The 18,187-nt window shown below is 50.6% G+C and carries 14 protein-coding genes; 6 read left to right on the forward strand and 8 right to left on the reverse strand.

The genetic code is table 11. The features are described from left to right. Positions 1-146: 146 nt before the first annotated feature. Complete coding sequence (locus JWJ90_RS15100) at positions 147-1,961, forward strand: SulP family inorganic anion transporter (protein WP_205228070.1); 1,815 nt, start codon at positions 147-149, stop codon at positions 1,959-1,961. Between the two features lie 171 nt (positions 1,962-2,132). Here JWJ90_RS15100 and JWJ90_RS15105 read toward each other — a convergent pair whose 3' ends face one another. Next, positions 2,133-4,289 (reverse strand): methyl-accepting chemotaxis protein, encoded by a 2,157-nt coding sequence (locus JWJ90_RS15105; protein WP_205228071.1) that lies wholly within the window; start codon positions 4,287-4,289, stop codon positions 2,133-2,135. A gap of 761 nt (positions 4,290-5,050) precedes the next feature. On the opposite strand from JWJ90_RS15105, the gene JWJ90_RS15110 reads away from it, so the two are divergent. Together JWJ90_RS15110 and JWJ90_RS15115 are read left to right on the forward strand one after the other, a co-directional pair. Further along, positions 5,051-5,830 carry an MCP four helix bundle domain-containing protein gene (locus JWJ90_RS15110; RefSeq protein ID WP_205228072.1) on the forward strand — a complete coding sequence of 260 codons (780 nt, stop codon included), beginning with the start codon at positions 5,051-5,053 and terminating at the stop codon, positions 5,828-5,830. After that, positions 5,793-7,103, forward strand: a complete 1,311-nt coding sequence (locus JWJ90_RS15115) for a methyl-accepting chemotaxis protein (protein ID WP_205228073.1) — start codon at positions 5,793-5,795, stop codon at positions 7,101-7,103. The genes JWJ90_RS15110 and JWJ90_RS15115 overlap by 38 nt, the downstream gene beginning before the upstream one ends. Before the next feature lie 155 nt (positions 7,104-7,258). Here JWJ90_RS15115 and JWJ90_RS15120 read toward each other — a convergent pair whose 3' ends face one another. From JWJ90_RS15120 to JWJ90_RS15135, 4 genes are all read right to left on the reverse strand, one after another. After that, positions 7,259-7,765, reverse strand: a complete 507-nt coding sequence (locus tag JWJ90_RS15120; RefSeq protein WP_205228074.1) for a CreA family protein — start codon at positions 7,763-7,765, stop codon at positions 7,259-7,261. Between the two features lie 6 nt (positions 7,766-7,771). Continuing rightward, positions 7,772-9,463, reverse strand: coding sequence for a 2-isopropylmalate synthase (gene leuA, locus JWJ90_RS15125; RefSeq protein WP_205228075.1), 1,692 nt, complete (start codon positions 9,461-9,463; stop codon positions 7,772-7,774). A 285-nt stretch (positions 9,464-9,748) separates the two neighbouring features. Continuing rightward, complete coding sequence (gene fbp / locus JWJ90_RS15130) at positions 9,749-10,768, reverse strand: class 1 fructose-bisphosphatase (RefSeq protein WP_205228076.1); 1,020 nt, start codon at positions 10,766-10,768, stop codon at positions 9,749-9,751. A gap of 112 nt (positions 10,769-10,880) precedes the next feature. Then, complete coding sequence (locus tag JWJ90_RS15135; protein ID WP_205228077.1) at positions 10,881-12,434, reverse strand: leucyl aminopeptidase; 1,554 nt, start codon at positions 12,432-12,434, stop codon at positions 10,881-10,883. Between the two features lie 163 nt (positions 12,435-12,597). Between JWJ90_RS15135 and JWJ90_RS15140 the strand changes: the two genes are divergently transcribed. Next, positions 12,598-13,638, forward strand: a complete 1,041-nt coding sequence (locus JWJ90_RS15140; protein WP_205228078.1) for a CNNM domain-containing protein — start codon at positions 12,598-12,600, stop codon at positions 13,636-13,638. Between the two features lie 21 nt (positions 13,639-13,659). Next, positions 13,660-14,385, forward strand: a complete 726-nt coding sequence (locus tag JWJ90_RS15145; RefSeq protein ID WP_205228079.1) for a TIGR04211 family SH3 domain-containing protein — start codon at positions 13,660-13,662, stop codon at positions 14,383-14,385. Between the two features lie 15 nt (positions 14,386-14,400). On the opposite strand, the gene JWJ90_RS15150 is transcribed toward JWJ90_RS15145, so the two are convergent. The 3 genes from JWJ90_RS15150 to JWJ90_RS15160 form a co-directional block, all read right to left on the reverse strand. Continuing rightward, complete coding sequence (locus tag JWJ90_RS15150; RefSeq protein ID WP_205228080.1) at positions 14,401-15,492, reverse strand: S1C family serine protease; 1,092 nt, start codon at positions 15,490-15,492, stop codon at positions 14,401-14,403. 39 nt (positions 15,493-15,531) lie between these two features. Then, positions 15,532-16,464: a magnesium/cobalt transporter CorA gene (corA, locus tag JWJ90_RS15155; RefSeq protein ID WP_205228081.1), complete on the reverse strand. Its 933-nt coding sequence runs from the start codon at positions 16,462-16,464 to the stop codon at positions 15,532-15,534. A gap of 199 nt (positions 16,465-16,663) precedes the next feature. Next, positions 16,664-16,900, reverse strand: coding sequence for a DUF2065 domain-containing protein (locus tag JWJ90_RS15160; protein ID WP_240194969.1), 237 nt, complete (start codon positions 16,898-16,900; stop codon positions 16,664-16,666). A 157-nt stretch (positions 16,901-17,057) separates the two neighbouring features. Between JWJ90_RS15160 and purM the strand changes: the two genes are divergently transcribed. Next, the gene (purM, locus tag JWJ90_RS15165) at positions 17,058-18,107 is read left to right on the forward strand and encodes a phosphoribosylformylglycinamidine cyclo-ligase (protein ID WP_205228082.1); all 1,050 of its coding nucleotides are present in this window, start codon (positions 17,058-17,060) and stop codon (positions 18,105-18,107) included. The last annotated feature ends 80 nt before the right edge of the window (positions 18,108-18,187 follow it).

The following is an 18,187-nucleotide window of genomic DNA, read 5'->3' on the forward strand; positions in this document are numbered from 1 at the left end:
TTATCTGGCCTTGATTGAAAAATCTAATTATTCAAGACACCCTCTAAGTTGACTCTTTGGCTGCTTGGTCAAAATGTGCTACACCTCAAAGGAGAGGAAACCTTTTTTGAGGTGTAGACACGGCCATTCTGGCAGAGGAGACGCTTATGCAAGACGGGTTGGCGGGATGTGGAATCACTCCCAAAAAAAATTGGAAGGACACGCTCTTTCCCTTCCTCAAATGGAAAGGCCAGGTAACGCGAACCACCATGCGTGCCGACCTGCTGGCTGGCTTGACCGGGGCTATCGTCGCCTTGCCCCAGGGGGTCGCCTTTGCCACCATCGCTGGCATGCCGCCCGAATACGGACTTTACACCGGCATGATCCCGGCGATCATCGCCGCACTGTACGGCTCCTCCTGGCTCCTGGTTTCCGGCCCAACTACTGCGGCATCAGTTGTTCTTTATTCTGCGCTTTCCGTACACGCACCTCCCGGCACCCCCGAATACGTGCAGCTGGCGCTGACACTGACCATGATGGTGGGCTTGGTGCAGTTCGTTATGGGACTGGCCCGGTTCGGCGCACTGGTCAACTTCATCTCCCACAGCGTGGTTGTCGGGTTCACTGCCGGAGCAGCCCTGCTGATTGCAACCAGCCAACTCAAACATTTGCTTGGGTTGATCATTCCACGCACTCACCACTTTCATGAAACGATCCACGCCCTTCTCCTCAACATAGAGGGCCTTAATCCTTACACCTTTGCAGTGGGCTGTGTCACCATCATTGCTGGTATCACCTGCACCCGTCTCTGCCCAAAATTCCCATCCATGATCGCCTCCATGCTCTTTGGCAGTTTTTTTGCGCTGCTGCTACAATGGCTTCTGGGAGCCGAGACGGTGCAGATAGCCACGGTTGGAGCCCTGCCGGCAACGCTCCCTCCCCTGTCCGCCCCCCATTTCACCCTGGATATTTTCCGCAAGCTGGCTCCGGTGGCCCTGGCAACCACCCTCTTTGCCCTCACCGAGGCGGTCTCCATTGCCCGCTCACTGGCCGATCGTACCGGCCAGAACCTGGACGGCAACCAGGAATTCATTGGCCAAGGACTTTCCAATATTGTCGGTAGTTTTTTCTCCGGGTATGTGGCCACTGGCTCATTTAATCGGAGTGGACTCAACTATCAGGCTGGGGCAAAAACCCCCATGGCAGCCATATTCGGTGGAAGCATCCTCATCCTTCTGGGCCTCCTGGTTGCCCCTCTCACGGCATACCTGCCCAACGCCGTTATGTCGGGCATTCTCCTGGTCGTAGCCTGGAGCCTCTTTGATCTGCCCCATATTCTTAAAATCTATCGAACAAGTTTTTCCGAGGCAGTCATTCTGACCGTGACCTTTGTTGGTACCCTGGTCTTAGCGCTTGAGTTTGCCATTTTACTGGGCATCATGCTCTCGCTGCTCATCTACCTCAATCGGACCTCACATCCCCATGTCCTGGTACGGGTGCCGGATAAGAGCTATCCCTACCGCCCCTTCACCACCGATCCCAAGTTGCCGGAATGCCCACAGCTCAAAATCGTGCGTATCGACGGTTCACTCTACTTTGGTGCGGTCAACCATGTTCGTGAAGCGATACAACGACTTCGCGAGCAGTCCCCGGACCAGAAAAATCTGCTCATTGTGGCAGAGGGAATGAACTTCATTGATATGGCGGGAGCTGAATACCTGTTGCATCTCACCGAGGAGATACGCAAAAACGGCGGCACCCTCTATATGCTGGGAGTCAAGGAAGGAATCTGTAGCCATTTTCGCCTGGCACAGTATTTCCTGGAAATCGGTGCGGAAAATATCTTTGAGACAAAACCGGAAGCCATTGCCGAAATTTACCCCAGGCTCGATAAGACTTACTGCAAAAATTGCAAAGCACGCATCTTTCTTGAATGTGAAAATGAGCTCAGCACTGAAAAAATTGCCAAAGCGCTCTCGTGAAGCGCCTTGGATTATTGGATAGCTAAAAAAGGTAACGCAGGTATACACAGAATATCGGAGTCCACGCATACCCCTTTGAGCATAACGAAGTTAGTGCGTAGACTCCGAAAGCTTGGAAGAGCAAGAGTATTCAAAATTCTCTCATGCGATTTGCTCTGCCGCTACTGAACTTCAGCATGTCTTGAAACGTCCCACCATATTGTTGAGTTGTTGGCCTAGTTCACTCAGAGACCGGGCACTCAGATTGATATGTTCACTGCCTGTGGAAATTTCCTTGGCCGCATACGTTACTTCAGTGATATCACGAGAAATATCGGTGGACATATTCGAGCTCTGAGCGACATTTTTATTCACCTCCTCAATCCCCTGCGCAGCCTGAAAGACATTACTGGCAATCTCGTTGGTGGTAACGCTTTGCTCCTCAAGGGCTTCGGCGATGGTCGACACGATTTCGTTGACCTCGTTGACGACCTGGGTGATGTTATTAATTTCGGCAACCGTACCGTTTGTTGAGTTGCGGATGCTCTGCACCTGGACCTTAATTTCACCGGTTGCTTCGGCTGTCTGCCTGGCCAATTCCTTAATCTCGTTCGCCACAACCGCAAACCCCTTGCCCGCTTCACCTGCTCGAGCCGCCTCAATGGTTGCATTGAGCGCCAGCAGGTTGACCTGCTCAGAAATCTCAGTGATGGTTTCGATGACCTTACCGATCTCCTGGGCCGCAGTTCCCAACTCATGCACCTGAGTAGAGGCGTTGTCTGCCTGGGTGACCGCTGAACCTGTGATACTATTTGCCTTTTCGGTGTTCTTGGCAATCTCTCCGATCGTTGCGGTCATTTGCTCGGCCGCTGAAGCCACCATCCCAACGTTGGTGGCAGCCTGTTCCATGGCGGCGGCCACGCTGTTCATGTTCGCACTCATCTGCTCCGAGGCGCTCGCCACAGTATTTGCTTTTTCCGATGTTTGGTTCGCACCTGCCGAGGTTTGCTGCGAAATGGTGCTCAATTCATTGGAAGAGTCGTTCAGTTGACTCACGTTATTCTGGACCGCTGCTATGATCGTCTGGATGTTTTCGATGAACACATTAAACCAGCCTGCCATCTCCCCGACCTCATCACGGCTATCAGCAACCATCCTGGCGGTCAGGTCACCTTCCCCTTGCGCGATATCCTTGAGCATTGTGCTGGCATCGGTAATGGGCCGGGTAATCCGTTTACTGACAAACGCAGTTCCGGCGGCAGTAGCGACCAATACAAGAGCGAGGAGGAGGAATAATTCATTGCGCTGCACAGCAATGGCCTTTGCAATCTCCTCTTTTTTGGCGGTGACAGCAGCCTCCACATCGTCCAGATAAATTCCAGTACCTACAATCCAGCCCCAGGGTTTGAAAAGTTTGACATACGAAAGCTTCGGCACCGGTTTTTCACGGCCGGGCATGGGCCAGAGATAATCGACAAAACCCTCGCCTTTATCACGACAAATATTGATCATCTCAATAAACAATTTTTTACCATTGGGATCTTGACTAGCCGAGAGATCTTTGCCGTCAAGCTCAGGCTTGACAGGATGCATGATCATCTTGGGGGACATATCGTTGATCCAAAAATAATCACTGTTTTTGCGTCCATAACGTAATTGGGCAATCGCCTTTTTGGCATCTGCCATAAACCGTTGTTCGGCTGCCTCGAGGTAAACGCCGGTACCGATAACCCAATTCCAGGGTTTGAAAAGCTTAACATAGGAAAGTTTGGCAACAGGTTGATCGTGGCCCGGTTTGGGCCAGAAATAATCAACCGTCCCCTCTCCTTTTTGACGGCAGACATTCACGAATTCGACAAACAACCTTTTTCCTTTCGGATCTTTAAAACTGGCCAGGTTTTTACCATTCAACGCTGGCTTGAAGGGGTGCATGACCATTTTGGGTGTCATGTCGTTAATCCAGAGATAGTCGTTCTCATTGTAGCGCATAGCTGCCACAGCCTGGGCCGCCAGGCGCTGCTTTTCCGCTTCACCGATGTCACTCCGATCATAAATCTGCTCGACGGTTGCATAGGCAACATCAACAATACTCTGGAGTTGCTGCTGATATGCGGCTGCGACCTTTTCAGGATCGTGAGCGTAATCATAATGTGCCTGAATGATAGCGTAGGTGTTTTGAACGAGGTCCTGCAGCTTAGTCTTTTTCTCGTCCATCATCATTGAACGGACGAAAGCTATTTCCTCGTGCCCCCTTTCATGCAAAGACCGCAAAGAGAGCATCATGGCGACGACGCCCAGAAGGATAAGTCCGGCGAGGGATACGAAGATAATTTTCTTATAAACACTCATGATCTATTCCTTTGCACAATAGGTTAAAGGGGAAACTGCTGGAAAGCCAGAGAGAGCGATCACGGGGCACCGAACCTGCGGTGTTATCGGCCTGTTTACGTACAGGTGTACGCTGCACAGGCCGATGCCCAGCATCTCCGGCACCCCGCAATCACTTTCAAATCCGAGAATGCCGGTCTTTTTTTGGTGCTCCCCCCTGACCGCTTACAAGCCAGAGGCTTTCCGCTCTTAGCCCTCATTGATCAGGGCCCGCTTGCTCAACCTGCTTACAAAGCAGCAAAATCCACACCAGAAAATTCACACAGGACAACACCTTGAAACTACAAAAAATATTTCCAATCTCATGAAAAAGAAAAAGAAAGCCTTGTCAGAATGATACGATAAAACGCCCTGCTCTATCAATATGATAGACCACTTTCAGTTGGACGTACGAGTGAACCAATATCTCCACTCACGGGCACAAGGACAACTTGTATTGATGAAAAATACGGGATTTCCCTTATGGACAGACGCTCCTGTTTTTACATACAACGTACCAATAGGTCGTAACACACAGATCCTATGCGGAAACGTCCTGTACCTCAAAAAACTAGAGAGTGTCCGGTTAGAAGTGAGGATTTTTTTCAAGGTCAGGTAAGCGTATACTCCGCGAGATAGGACATCAAAGCAAGTATTCAAGATTCCCCAAAGTAAAAAAGTCTGAAACAGAACCATGGGCCTTCTTGGCCCATGGTTTTTTTTCGAAGAGGAGTAAACTCAAGATGTTGAAGAATGCAAAATTAGCAACCAAGATGTTTTTATCATTTGGAATACTCGCAGTTATCGCCCTGTCTTTAGGGCTGACTGGATTTTTCGGATTGACTCAAAATGATAAATCCATAACAGAAATAGGAAGTACGCGTCTCCCTGCCCTTAAGCATTTATTGGGCATTAAGTTACATAGTAATGAAGTAAGGACTTCTTTAGGCATCCTGCTAGATTTGGAATTAGACAAAGCTCAACGAAAAGAACAGTATGACCACATCCTCATAGCTCGCGAAAAATATTTGGCGGCCTGGAAAGAGTACAGTGAACTTCCACAGGGCAAAGAAGAAACCGAGGCCTGGCAACAATTTATTCTTTCCTTGGAAGATGCGAAAAAAGACAATAACGCCTATCTGAAGATTATTAAAAAAATAGATGCGCTCGACATAGGCAACCCCATGGATCTCTATAAGGATCTGGAGCGTTTTCGTGGAGATCATTACAAACTGGCAACATCTCTTTTAAACATGCTGATAAGCGGCAAGGTCTTCGAAGGTGGTGAGGACCATACAATGTGTAATATGGGAAAATGGATGGCAACGTTAGAGACATCTAACCCTGCTCTGCAACAACGCTTACAGGACATCTATAGTGTTCATCAGGAATTCCATGAGAGCGTGAAGCATCTCAAAAAAAATCGTTGCCAATGGCAATTTGGAGGAGGCTCGGTCCGTCTACACCACTCTGGTCTACACCAATATGGAAAAGACGTTACAAAAGATCGATGGGTTGATTGAGCTGGCTGAGAATGCCCACGAAATGGCTCATGAAGCCGAGCATCAATTTGTTGTTGTGGCCAAATCTTCCCAGGACAAAGCCTCTGCCATGCTTGACAAGGTCATTGAGATTAACTCTCAAACCGCGGAGCGCGAGGTGATCAAAGCCATGAACTCTGCCGATACCCTGAAAAAGACCATGCTGACGGCTTCATTCGGCGGTTTGATCTTGGCCTTGGGCATCGCTTTTCTGGTTACCCGTGCAATTACCACCCCCCTGCGACAAGCTGTTGGGGTTGCCGGTGAACTGAGCAAGGGCAACTTAAACGTCAGCATGCAGGTAAACAGCAAGGATGAAACCGGGCAACTGCTTGATGCCATGAATAGTATGGCCACTAACTTGCGTTCCATGTTCACCGATATTTCCAATGGAGTTACGACATTATCCTCTTCCTCACACGACCTGGCCTCTATCTCCAAACAACTGTCGTCATCGGCAAAAAACAGTGCGAAAAAATCCACCGAGGTGGCTCAAGCCAGTGAAGAGACGAATAACAATATTCAATCTGTTTCTGCAGCCATGGAGCAGTCCACCTCCAACGTTAATATGATCGCCTCGTCTACCGAGGAAATGACCGCTACGGTCAATGAGATTGCTCATAATGCCGAAAAGGCACGAGTGATTACAGAAGAGGCAGTACAGCAATCACAGACGACCACCGCCAAGATGGCACAATTAGGCGATTCCGCTAAAAAAATTGGCCAGGTCACGGAAACCATTACAGAGATTTCAGAACAAACCAATCTACTGGCTTTGAATGCTACCATTGAAGCGGCACGAGCTGGCGAGGCCGGAAAAGGATTTGCCGTAGTTGCCAACGAGATTAAGGAGTTGGCTCGGCAGACAGCGGCAGCCACGGTCAACATCAAAGATCAGATAGGTGAGATGCAGGTTACAACCAATGGTACTGTTGACGATATCAATCAAATTTCTAGTGTTATCACGGAAATAAATTCAGTTATCAATGCCATTGCCACGGCGGTTGAAGAACAATCCGCTGCAACCGCCGAAATAGCAGATAATATTGCCCAAGCCTCCCTGGGCATTTCTGAAGTAAATCAAAACGTTGCTCACAGTTCTGTAAAGGTTGGCAATATAACCTCGGATGTCAACGACATAAGCAGTCAGTCCAATCAGGTCGGTGAAGGGGCTCTCCAAGTGGAGTCCAGCGCAGAGACGCTCTCTGAACTTGCAGCGCAACTGCAACTCCTGATTTCTAAATTTAATGTATAGGAATCCTACAACGCACAACCTGAATCCGTAGCGAAGGGAAAAAAATAGGGGGCAGCCCAGGGTTTAGTTTCGAAACTAACCCCTGGGCTGCCCCCTATTTCTCTGCGCTACGTCTTTCTGGAAACCTGCCTGCACAAGCAGGCAGGAACACAGCTTTAATTTCCCTGAATCATTCCCCGCTGCCCGGCAAAGGCCTGGGGCAGGACAATGGTGGAGATAGAATTTTTAGGTGATCCATCAATGATGCGATCACTATAGGAGAGATAGACCAAGGTGTGACGCTTCTTATCGTAGAAGCGAACTACCTGCAGTTTTTTAAAGAGCAGGGAGGTGGATTTACGAAAAACCCGTTTCCCATCCTCCTTGCCTGCTCTCACATCAGCGGGCAAAACAATCGGCCCGGTTTGCCGGCAAGAAATTGAGGCATTGGACCTATCCTCGGCCACGCCAAGACTGCCTTTAATACCACCGGTCTTGGCCCGCGAGACATAACAGGTAGCTCCGCTGATGTCCGGATCATCAAAGGCCTCGATCACGATCTTATTATTGGCACCGATCAGCTTAAAGGTGGTGCTCACCTCTCCGATCTCATCGGCTACACTCTGCTGCACAGCAACCAGCACCATGAGAACACCGGCAATCAGACTCCAACATCGCTTCATATCGATTTACTCCTTTTTTTTCGCAGAAGAGCGATTAAGAGCGCTCAACAACGACTTAATCGAGGCGACAATGATATCGGTATCGATTCCCGCGCCCCACCAGCTCTCTTTATCGGCATCCAACACCTCGATATAACTCACCGCCCTGGACGAACTTCCCTGGGTCAGGGCATGCTCGTGGTAGGAGTGGAGGACGAACTGCATCCCCAGACCGGAGCGTAATGCCTCACAAAAAGCATCCAGCGGGCCATTACCCACAGCATGCAGGGTTTTATCTTCTCCATGCACGGCGACAACAGCTTCGATCTCGGCTACTGATTTTTCCTCTTCCTCTTCAATATGCCGTTTGATGACATTGAATGATTTCAGGGCGTATCCGTTGGCATTAAAGAGGTATTCCTTCTCAAAGGTGTGGAGAATCATATCCGGGCTCAATTCGTCACCGATTGCATCGGAAACCTCCTGAATCACCCGACCAAATCCCGGATGCATCGCCTTGGGCAGCTTATAGCCAAACTCATGATCCATAATATAAGCGACTCCTCCTTTTCCCGACTGGGAGTTGATGCGGATAATGGACTCATAGGTCCGCCCCAGGTCCTGAGGATCAATGGGCAGGTAGGGAACCTCCCAGAGCGAACTTTGGGTCAAATCAAGCGCGGTCATGCCCTTGTTGATCGCATCCTGATGCGAACCGGAAAAGGCGGTGTAGACCAACTCACCGGCATAGGGATGACGCGGAGGCACCTTTAACTTGGTACAGCGCTCATAGACATTGACAACCCGGTTGATCGAGGAGAAGTCCAACTCCGGATCAATACCCTGGGAGAACATATTCAAAGCCAGGGTCAGGAGATCGACATTGCCGGTCCGCTCGCCATTCCCGAACAGGGTTCCCTCCACCCGGTCAGCCCCCGCCATCAACGCAAGTTCGGAGGCTGCAACCGCCGCACCCCGATCGTTGTGGGTATGTACACTGATAATGGCGCAGTCTCGATTTTTCAGGTTACGGCAGAACCACTCGATCTGATCGGCGTATATATTGGGTGTGGACATCTCCACCGTGGCAGGCAGATTGAGGATAACCGGATTTTCCGGAGTCGGTTCAAACACATCCATCACCGCCTCACAGATCTCCAAGGCAAAGTCCAACTCGGTTCCGGTGAAGCTCTCGGGCGAATACTCATAACGAATCTTGGTATCCACATCCTTGGCCAGGGCATGCACCAGTTTGGCCCCGGCCACCCCCAGGTCGATGATTTCCTTACGACCCTTTTTAAAGACCACCTCTCGCTGCAAGGTGGAGGTGGAATTATACATGTGGACAACACCCTCAGGGGAGCCGCTCAGGGCCGTATAGGTCTTGCGGATCAAGCCCTCGCGTGCCTGGGTCAACACCTGCGGGACGACTCCCTGAGGGATATGGCCGCCATCGATCAAGAGACGAAGAAAATCGTATTCAATCTGCGAAGCTGAGGGAAAGCCAACCTCAATCTCTTTGAAACCGATCTCAACCAGAAGCTGGAACATTTCCAGTTTTTCCTCCAGGTTCATCGGCTGGATGAGTGCCTGGTTGCCATCGCGCAGGTCGACGCTGCACCAGGTTGGCGCTTTGCTGACTACCTTATCCGGCCAGGTCCGATCCTTTAACTGGACCTGCGGGTAAGGACGATACTTTTTCAACGATTCCTGATCCATTGTGTTCTCCGTCAAAAAGTCAAAAATGACACTCTTATGCCTTACGGGGTGAATCATTCTCCGATAAAAGCACAAAAAAAAAGCCACGGTTTGGAAACCGTGGCTTTGAGGGCTCTGTTACGATGGGGTCCGTCAGGACACGCCTCCCCTCTCTGCCACAGTTTCCCTGTGCAGTCGGCTAAGGAGAAGAAGAAGAGCAAGTGAACGTGTCATGATAAAATCCCTTGGTGTAATAGTTTCCACCATAGTAAAGCGCCGGTGGTATTTGTCAAGCATGAATAGCTATCAGCCCATCTCGCCGCGAAGAAATTTCTCCGCAAGGTCAACATCCCCTTTGGAGCCGATGATCAGGGGGACCCTCTGATGCAGTCCCCTGGGCTCAATTTCCAAAATATTCCGCCCATCATCGGTGATGGCACGACCACCGGCCTGCTCAACAATCATGGCCAGTGGTGCGGCCTCATACAAAAGGCGGAGTTTCCCTTCGGATTTCTCATCGCTGGTTTTATCCCGGGTATAAAGAAAAACACCGCCCTTGACCAAGTTGCGATGAAAATCCGCCACCAGGGAGCCGATATAGCGCAGACTGTAGGGTTTACGATCACCGCCACCGGTTTTCAGATACTCGATGTAGTTCCGGGTCGAGTCGAACCAGTGGTGTGCATAGGCCTCGTTCACACTGTAATAGAGTGAGGTCTCCGGAATTTTGATATCCGGGTGGGAGAGAAAAAACTCGCCCACAGAAGGGTCCAGAGTGAACCCATGCACACCATTGCCAGTTGTGTACACCATAACGGTGGAAGACCCATAGATGATATAGCCCGCAGCAACCTGCCTGCTGCCTTTTTGCAGAAGATCCCCCTCATCCCCCTGCCCTGATGCGCTGACGCGGCGGTGAATGGAGAAGATGGTGCCTATACTGACATTGACATCGATGTTTGAGGAACCATCAAGCGGATCAAAGGCAATGGTGTAGTTCCCTTCATAGCCGTCAAGAACCGGAATAATATCGTCGTCTTCTTCCGAGGCCATAACGCAGACATGGCCGCACTGCTCCATACGCCGTTTGATGGTCTGGTTGGCAAAGACATCGAGTTTCTGCACGTCCTCACCCTGAATGTTGGTCCGTCCGGACTGACCAAGAATATCGGCAAGCCCGGCCATATTGACCTCAGCGCTGATAATTTTTCCGGCAACAACCAAATCGTTCAACAGACCGGTCAACTCACCGGTTGCATCGGGATGCATTTGCTGATCATCCATAATCTGGCGGCTGACCGTAATTCCTTTTCGTTTTGATAGCATATTATTTCCCTCGTATAAGCGGGTTGCGAAATGAGAAGATACCTACGTTGTTCAATAACAACCGACCGTCACGGATTCAGTTTTTTCACATCTGAACCCGTGAGTGCTCAGGTTATTTTTTCTCCGCTGGCTTCAATGGTTCCCACTGACTCAGACAGGCCACCAACGTACGCACGCCTGTACCGGAAGGGCCTTTGGGTATATATGTCTTTTCGGTAAAATCCCAGGCTGTTCCAGCGATATCCATATGGGCCCAGGGCGTCTCACCGACAAACTCCTGCAGGTAACAGGCTGCGGTGATACAACCGGCGCTGCGGTCACTGCCTGCATTTTTTATATCCGCCACACGCGAATCCATCTGCTTGCGGTACTCAGGACCAAGCGGCAGACGCCAGAGCGGCTCACTCACCTGGGAGCCAGCATCAAGAAGACGATTGCACAACTGATCGTTATTGGCAAGCAAGCCGGTATGATGGTGTCCCAAACCAATGATGACGGCACCGGTCAAGGTGGCCAGATCTATCACTGCATCAGGCTCAAAGGTTTCAATACCATATGCCAGGGCATCGGCAAGAATCAAGCGTCCCTCTGCATCGGTGTTGATTATTTCTGAGCTTTTGCCGCCGTAATGGCGGATCACATCGCCTGGTTTAAGCGAGGCAGATCCAATCAAATTCTCCGTTGCCGGGACCAGACCAATGACATTGACATTGGCAAGCCCGATCTCGGCAATGGCCTGCATAGCCCCCATAACGGCAGCGCCACCGCACATGTCATATTTCATGTCTTCCATGCCTGAGCCCGGTTTGATGCTGATACCACCGGAATCAAAGGTGAGCCCTTTTCCTACCAGAAGAATGGTTGGATTCTTTTTACTGGTCTTATGCTCCATTACGACCAGGGCAGGTGGCTGGGCAGAGCCCTGATTTACCCCGAGGATTCCTCCCATGCCGAGCTTCTGCAGGGCAGATTTATCGAGCACCTTGCATTTGAGCGAGGTCTTTTTGGCCAGTTTTTTGGCATACTCAGCAAAATGGTTCGGAGTCCAGCCGTTCCCCGGCTGGTTGGCCATGTCGCGGGCAGCCAAAGTTGCCTGGCCGATGATACGTCCCCGCTCAAGTCCTTTCTGGACTGCTGATGCTGAAAGCCCGCCATGATGCAGCGCAAACCGCTCCAAGCGTACCGGGGCATCATCACCTTCTTTGTCCTGCTTGTAGGTATCAAAACGATAGCTCCCAAGCATCACCCCCTCGACACTGCACTGGGCAATCTCCTCGGCATCCAGCAAAAACTCCTTGGCCAACACCAGCAAGACATCCTTTGCTTTGATGGAGGCCGCCTGTTTGGCGATGGTGCCACAGGCAAGACGCAGCTGTTCCCGCCGGATATTAATATCATCGTCCTGCTTCCCCAGACCAACCAACAGCACCCGCTTTGCAGCCACAGGTTGCTTTTTATCAAGTAACGCCGGATAAAAAAGAAAAGTCTGTTTTTTGCTTCCTTTAAAGTCTCCGGTACTCCAGATCTGCTGCAGAACAGGATTGAGCGGTTTTCCGAAATCTCCCAGGTGGGCAATATCTTCCTCCACCAAGTAAACGAGAAGATCTCCAGAAAAATCTTTGGGGTTCTGCGCAAAGACCTGGATTGTCAATGTGTCGGTGTCCACGGGACGTTTTCCTCCTATACTAGTAGTACATTCGCGCTTTTAAAACCTGCGAGAACTGTTTATTGTAGTCTCTTACACAAAAATAGATCGAAGCTCAATCGACAAAACTTTCCACACTCACGATACCTGACCGTATTTTTCTCTCTTTTTCGTGGAGGCACCATTGCTCATCGTCTTTATTCTTTCCATCAGCTGTGCCCTGTTCACATCGTTGATGTGCTCTTTATTTGAGGCCACGCTGCTTTCACTTTCAACAACGCAGGTTGAACTCATGACGCAGACCCATCCGCGTCAGGCTGCTGAACTGCGTAAGTTTAAAGAAAATATCGAGCAGCCCATTACCGCGATTTTAGCACTGAACACTATCTCCAACACCATTGGTGCCACGGTGGCCGGAGCTTCGGCAGTTGCCCTCTTCGGGCAACAGGGACTGGCCTGGTTCTCGGTCTGTTTTACCCTTTCTATTCTGCTCTTTGCAGAAATACTGCCCAAGACTATTGGAGTCACCTTTTCTCGTCAGGTCGCCCCCTTTATCATCATGCCCCTGCATGTGATGATTCTGGTCTTACGGCCCATTATCTGGATGACGAAAATTGTGACCAAGCTGGTCCCCAACAGTCCGAAAACTCATCATATCTCCGCGGAAGAGCTTAAAACCATTGCCAGTCTCAGCTGTAAATCAGGCGAGATCGAAGCAGACCAGGAAAAGGTGATTGCCAACATTCTGCAGCTCGGCGACAAAACAGTCCGCCAGGTCATGACCCCGCGCACCGTTACCTTCACGGCCTCACAGAGTTTAACCATCAAGGAGGCGGCCAAGATGGAAGGAAAATGGCGGATGCACAGCCGTGTCCCGGTCTACGATGGCGAGTTTGATAATGTGGTCGGGCTGGTCATGAGTCAGGATGTTCTCATGGCCATGGCTGTCGGTCAGGAGAGCGTCAAACTCTCACAGATCATGCGCCCGGTTCATTTTGTGCCGGAAACAGCCCCGCTTGATCGTATCTTTGTTGATTTTTTTGAACGTTACCAGCACCTTTTTGTTGTGGTTGATGAATACGGAAGTATCACCGGTGTCATCAGCATGGAAGATATCATCGAAGAGATCATCGGGCGGGAGATTGTCGATGAATCGGACAAGGCCCGAAACATGCGTGAATTGGCCCTGATTCGAAAAAAGAAACTGCATGCTACCCAGGGATAATAAAACCCAAAAGGAGAGATTGTGTTAAACCAGCAGGACAGCGTACCTCGACAAAAGACAAAGAAACCCCGGAGAAGAGCAGTACCCACAAACCGCATTCTGCCGTTGCTTTGCGGAGCGGGTCTCTTCCTGGCATCGACTGCACAGGCGGTGGATACAACCTTTTACATCAAGCCCAATATGAACATTGCGGTGCGGACAAGTAAAAGCGACAACTCCAAAGCCGTTGCCATTATCAACATGGGCACCTCTGTGGAAGTATTAAAAAAGGAGAAAATCTGGTCCCATGTGCAGCTCCAAAACCACATGGAAGGTTGGGTTCGAACCCGCTACCTTGACCATGAACCGGTGATTCCCGAGGCCAACATCCACCTGCAAAAGGATGCGGAGGGGAATATTATCAACCCGGTGCTTGAATCCGAGCGACTGAACAAAGAAAATGAAGGGCTGAAAAAAGAACTCACGGCCTGCACCACCGATCGCAGTACCCTGGCCGATAAATACCAGACAGTGGTGGGGGACCCGACCAGTGCGCTCAATACCCGCAGGGAACTCAACAGCGCCAAAGAACAGATCGAGTCATTACAACAACAGCTCTCCGAAGCAGAGATCGAGAATACGGTCTTGCGCAAAAATCAATCGATCAAGTGGTTTTTCACAGGCTCCATGGTGCTGCTCGTCGGCTGGATCATCGGCCGCATCAGCCGCAATAACAAGAAACGCCGGTCCTCCTCCCTGCTCTCTTAAGAGAGCGGGAAGGATCTAATCCATCGCCTCCAGTTCTACCGCCACATCAATAGGGGACGTATCCCGCATTAGGGTGAGCGTGACCTGCTGCCCGACATCATAGCGTTCGATTGCATCACGTAGGCTGTCGTAATCTTTGACAGCCTTGCCATTCACCGCCAGGATGATATCCCCGAGGACCAATCCCTCACGCTTCTGGGTGGTCCCACGTAAACCTGCCCTGGCCGCTGTTGATCCGGGCAAGACCCGCAACACCATCACTCCTTCCAGGCCCAACTCCCGAGTCAGACGCCTGTTCGCTAGGGTGATACCAAGCCCCGGTCGAATCATCTTTCCCTTGCTGATGATCTGCGGGACCACGCGGTTCACCTCGCCCACGGGCACGGCAAAGCCAATGCCTGAACTGGCGCCGGAAGGGCTGTAAATAGCAGTGTTTACCCCGATCAGACGGCCCGCACTATCCAAAAGCGGCCCACCGGAGTTACCAGGGTTAATGGCAGCATCGGTCTGGATAACATCATGGATCGTCCGTCCGGTCACGGCCTTGATCTCACGCCCCAGGGCGCTGACCACACCAGTGGTCAGGGTCTGGTCCAAACCAAAGGGGTTGCCGATGGCAAAGACCTTCTGGCCGACAAGTAAATTGTCGGATTCGCCAATAGCGATGGCCTGCAGTTTGTCCGCCGGTGCATTGATCTGCAGGACAGCCAGGTCCCGGTCAGGGGCCGCGCCGACAAGCACAGCCTTCCAGGTCGAATGATCAGCCAGGGTAACCTCCAGACGGCTGGCATCGGAGATCACATGGTAGTTGGTGACAACACGCCCCTGTGTATCCCAGATAAAGCCCGATCCGGTTCCCTGGGGAATCTCATAGACATTCAGGCTGAAAAAATCACGGCGCACTGCGATGCTGGTGATGTAGACCACCGAAGGCGCAGATTTGCGAAAGATATCAATGGTATTTTGTTCGTCGCTGGCGAGATCGCCCCGCGCGGTCACTGTTCGCGGGACAGCATTGGGATCGTGGAGCGAGGGTTGGAAGGTCTGGACAGCAAGCCAGACAATGACACCGATAAGAGCAATAATATAGAGTGTTTTGGTTTTCATACGACGGACCTCAAATATATGCCTGAATCCGTGAGATTTCTAGAGCCACTTCTTGCGTTTAAAAAAGAGCAGTGTCATGGCCGAGGAAAGCATCATGAGTAAAATAGCAAAGGGGTAGCCCCAGACCTGGCCAAGCTCCGGCATGAACTTAAAGTTCATACCATACGCACTGGCAATGAGGGTTGGTGGCATAAAAATTACGGTAACAACGGTGAAGATCTTGATAACCCGGTTCTGCTCCATGTCGACCAGACCCAAAAAGGTGTTCTGGAGAAATTCCAAGCGCTCAAAGTTAAAGGAGGTATGGTCCAGAAGCGAACCTACGTCCTTGATCATGATGCGCATGTTTTCGTAATCTTCCTTGGGAAACATCTTGCTCTTGAGCAGCGAGGAGATAATGCGCTGTTTCTCCACAATGTTCTCGCGGATGGCAATGGTCGTTTCCTGCAACGCGGAAATATTTAAAAGCAGTTCTCGATCCGGATCCTTGTCCACACTGATTTGTCGGCTGATGGCAGTAATCTGATCGGTGATATGCTCGATCAGGTCGGCATCGTAGTCAATGCGGGTTTCGAGGATGGCCAGAAAAATATCTTCACCATCCACGGGCTTAATAGCACGCAGTTTTCGGTAGGTTTCAGAAAACGAACGGAATTCATGGGAACGCTGGGTAATCAGAATCTTATCTTTGAGAATGAACGAGACCGGCTCGTTTGAGAAGGTATTTTCCTCGGGAATGAGGAAGTTCAGGTTGATACCTATCTCATCTTCCGTTTCCACATATTTCGAACTGGATTCGATCTCTTCGGATTCCTGCTTGGTGAATAGTTCAACCCGAAAATCCTGTTCCACCTGTGCAATTTCATCCTGGGTGGGATTAATCAGGTCAATCCAAAAAATATTGGGACTGATGGAGCTGTTTCCACTCTCCATCATTACCATCTTGTTATCGAGAAAAAAATAATTGACCATTACAACACCCCTGAATCAAAATGGTGTTTGGATAAGTTTTGTCGCCCCGCTCGCCTGTTTTCCTGGCCTGCGACAAGATGGGAATATTACCTGAATAGTGATGGCGGATGAGCACTGAACAACGCATCCTTCCAACGTGACGTTTTTGGGGGAAATTTTATGTCTTGTTCAGTTTCACCCGTCGTCACGGATTCAAGTATTAGTTAAACAGGGGGCTTCGCTGGGCAAGAAAGCAAAGAAGAAAGCCGAGTGCCATGGCAAACAGCCCAAAACGGCGCAGTTGCCCAGGTGCCAACTCCTGAATCTGGCGCAGCCACCGCTGCATGGATTCAGGTGAGGCCACATAGGGAAGCCCTTCTAATATAAGTATGAGCCCAATAAGAGTGATAAGCAGTTTCATGGCGGCAGCAATACCAGAAAGCGCCAAGGTCTGCAAGCTGCACAAACCTATTGACAATGGGCTGGTAAAAAAAGTACCTTTCGAGTACTCTTACAATTTTTCTGTTTTCCCTGTATCCTGCCTTTCACGAGGTTAGCGTGGCCATTTTCCGCAACCATTTTCTCAAATCCGGCAGATTGACTAACGTACTTTCATGACGCAAACACCTTCGAAATATACAGAGGCCGGTGTCGACATAGACAAAGGGAACCACTTTGTCTCTCGCATCAAAGATATTGTTTCCAGCACCCACCGCCGAGGCGTCCTCACGGATATTGGTGGCTTTGCCGGCCTTTTTGCCATCGGCAACGAGGATCTGAAAAACCCGGTTTTGCTTGCCGCAACCGATGGCGTGGGCACCAAGCTCAGTGTTGCAAAACTGTGTAACAAGCACGATACCATTGGTATTGACCTGGTTGCCATGTGTGTCAACGATGTCATTGTCAGTGGGGCTAAGCCGCTTTTCTTTCTTGATTACTTTGCCTGCAGCGCGCTTGACTTGGAAGTGGCCACCGACGTCGTCCGTGGTATCGCCGAGGGCTGCAAACAGGCCCAGTGCTCTCTTATTGGTGGAGAAACCGCCGAGATGCCGGGCCTCTATCAGACAGAGGATTACGACCTGGCTGGTTTTGTTGTCGGCATTGGCGATCGTAATGCCCTGATTGATGGCAGCGATGTTCGCGTCGGCGATAAAATAATCGGCCTGGCTTCATCGGGTATTCACTCCAACGGCTACTCTTTAGTCCGCAAAATCTTCTTTGAAGAGCTGGGCAAGAAAGTCGATGATTTTATTGAGAGCTTTGGCTGCACCGTTGGCGAAGAACTCCTGCGCCCCACCCGCATTTATGTGGAGAGCTTAACCAACGTGATGCGCCGCTTCAAGATCCACGGCCTGGTTCATATCACTGGTGGCGGTTTTATCGACAATATCCCCCGTATCCTTCCCAGCGGCTGTGCTGCCCACATCAAAAAAGAGAGTTGGCCTCTTCTGCCGATTTTCTCTTTTCTCCAAAACGAAGGTGGCGTCTCCGAGGCGGAGATGTACCGCACCTTCAACATGGGCATTGGCATGATGGCTGTTGTCCCGGACGAAAACATCGAGGACCTGATGCACCAGTTCGAGGCTAATGGCGAAAAGCCCTATCTCATCGGCGAGATAAAATCACTGACGGCTGGTTCCGAAGAGCAGGTTGTTATCGCCTAACATCGACTGAGCCATGGAGCAAAAAAAAATGCCCGGATGATTCATCCGGGCATTTTTTTTATGCTCGTTACCCAAGAAAC

The sequence above is a fragment of the Desulfobulbus rhabdoformis genome (assembly GCF_016919065.1).
Taxonomy (GTDB): domain Bacteria; phylum Desulfobacterota; class Desulfobulbia; order Desulfobulbales; family Desulfobulbaceae; genus Desulfobulbus; species Desulfobulbus rhabdoformis.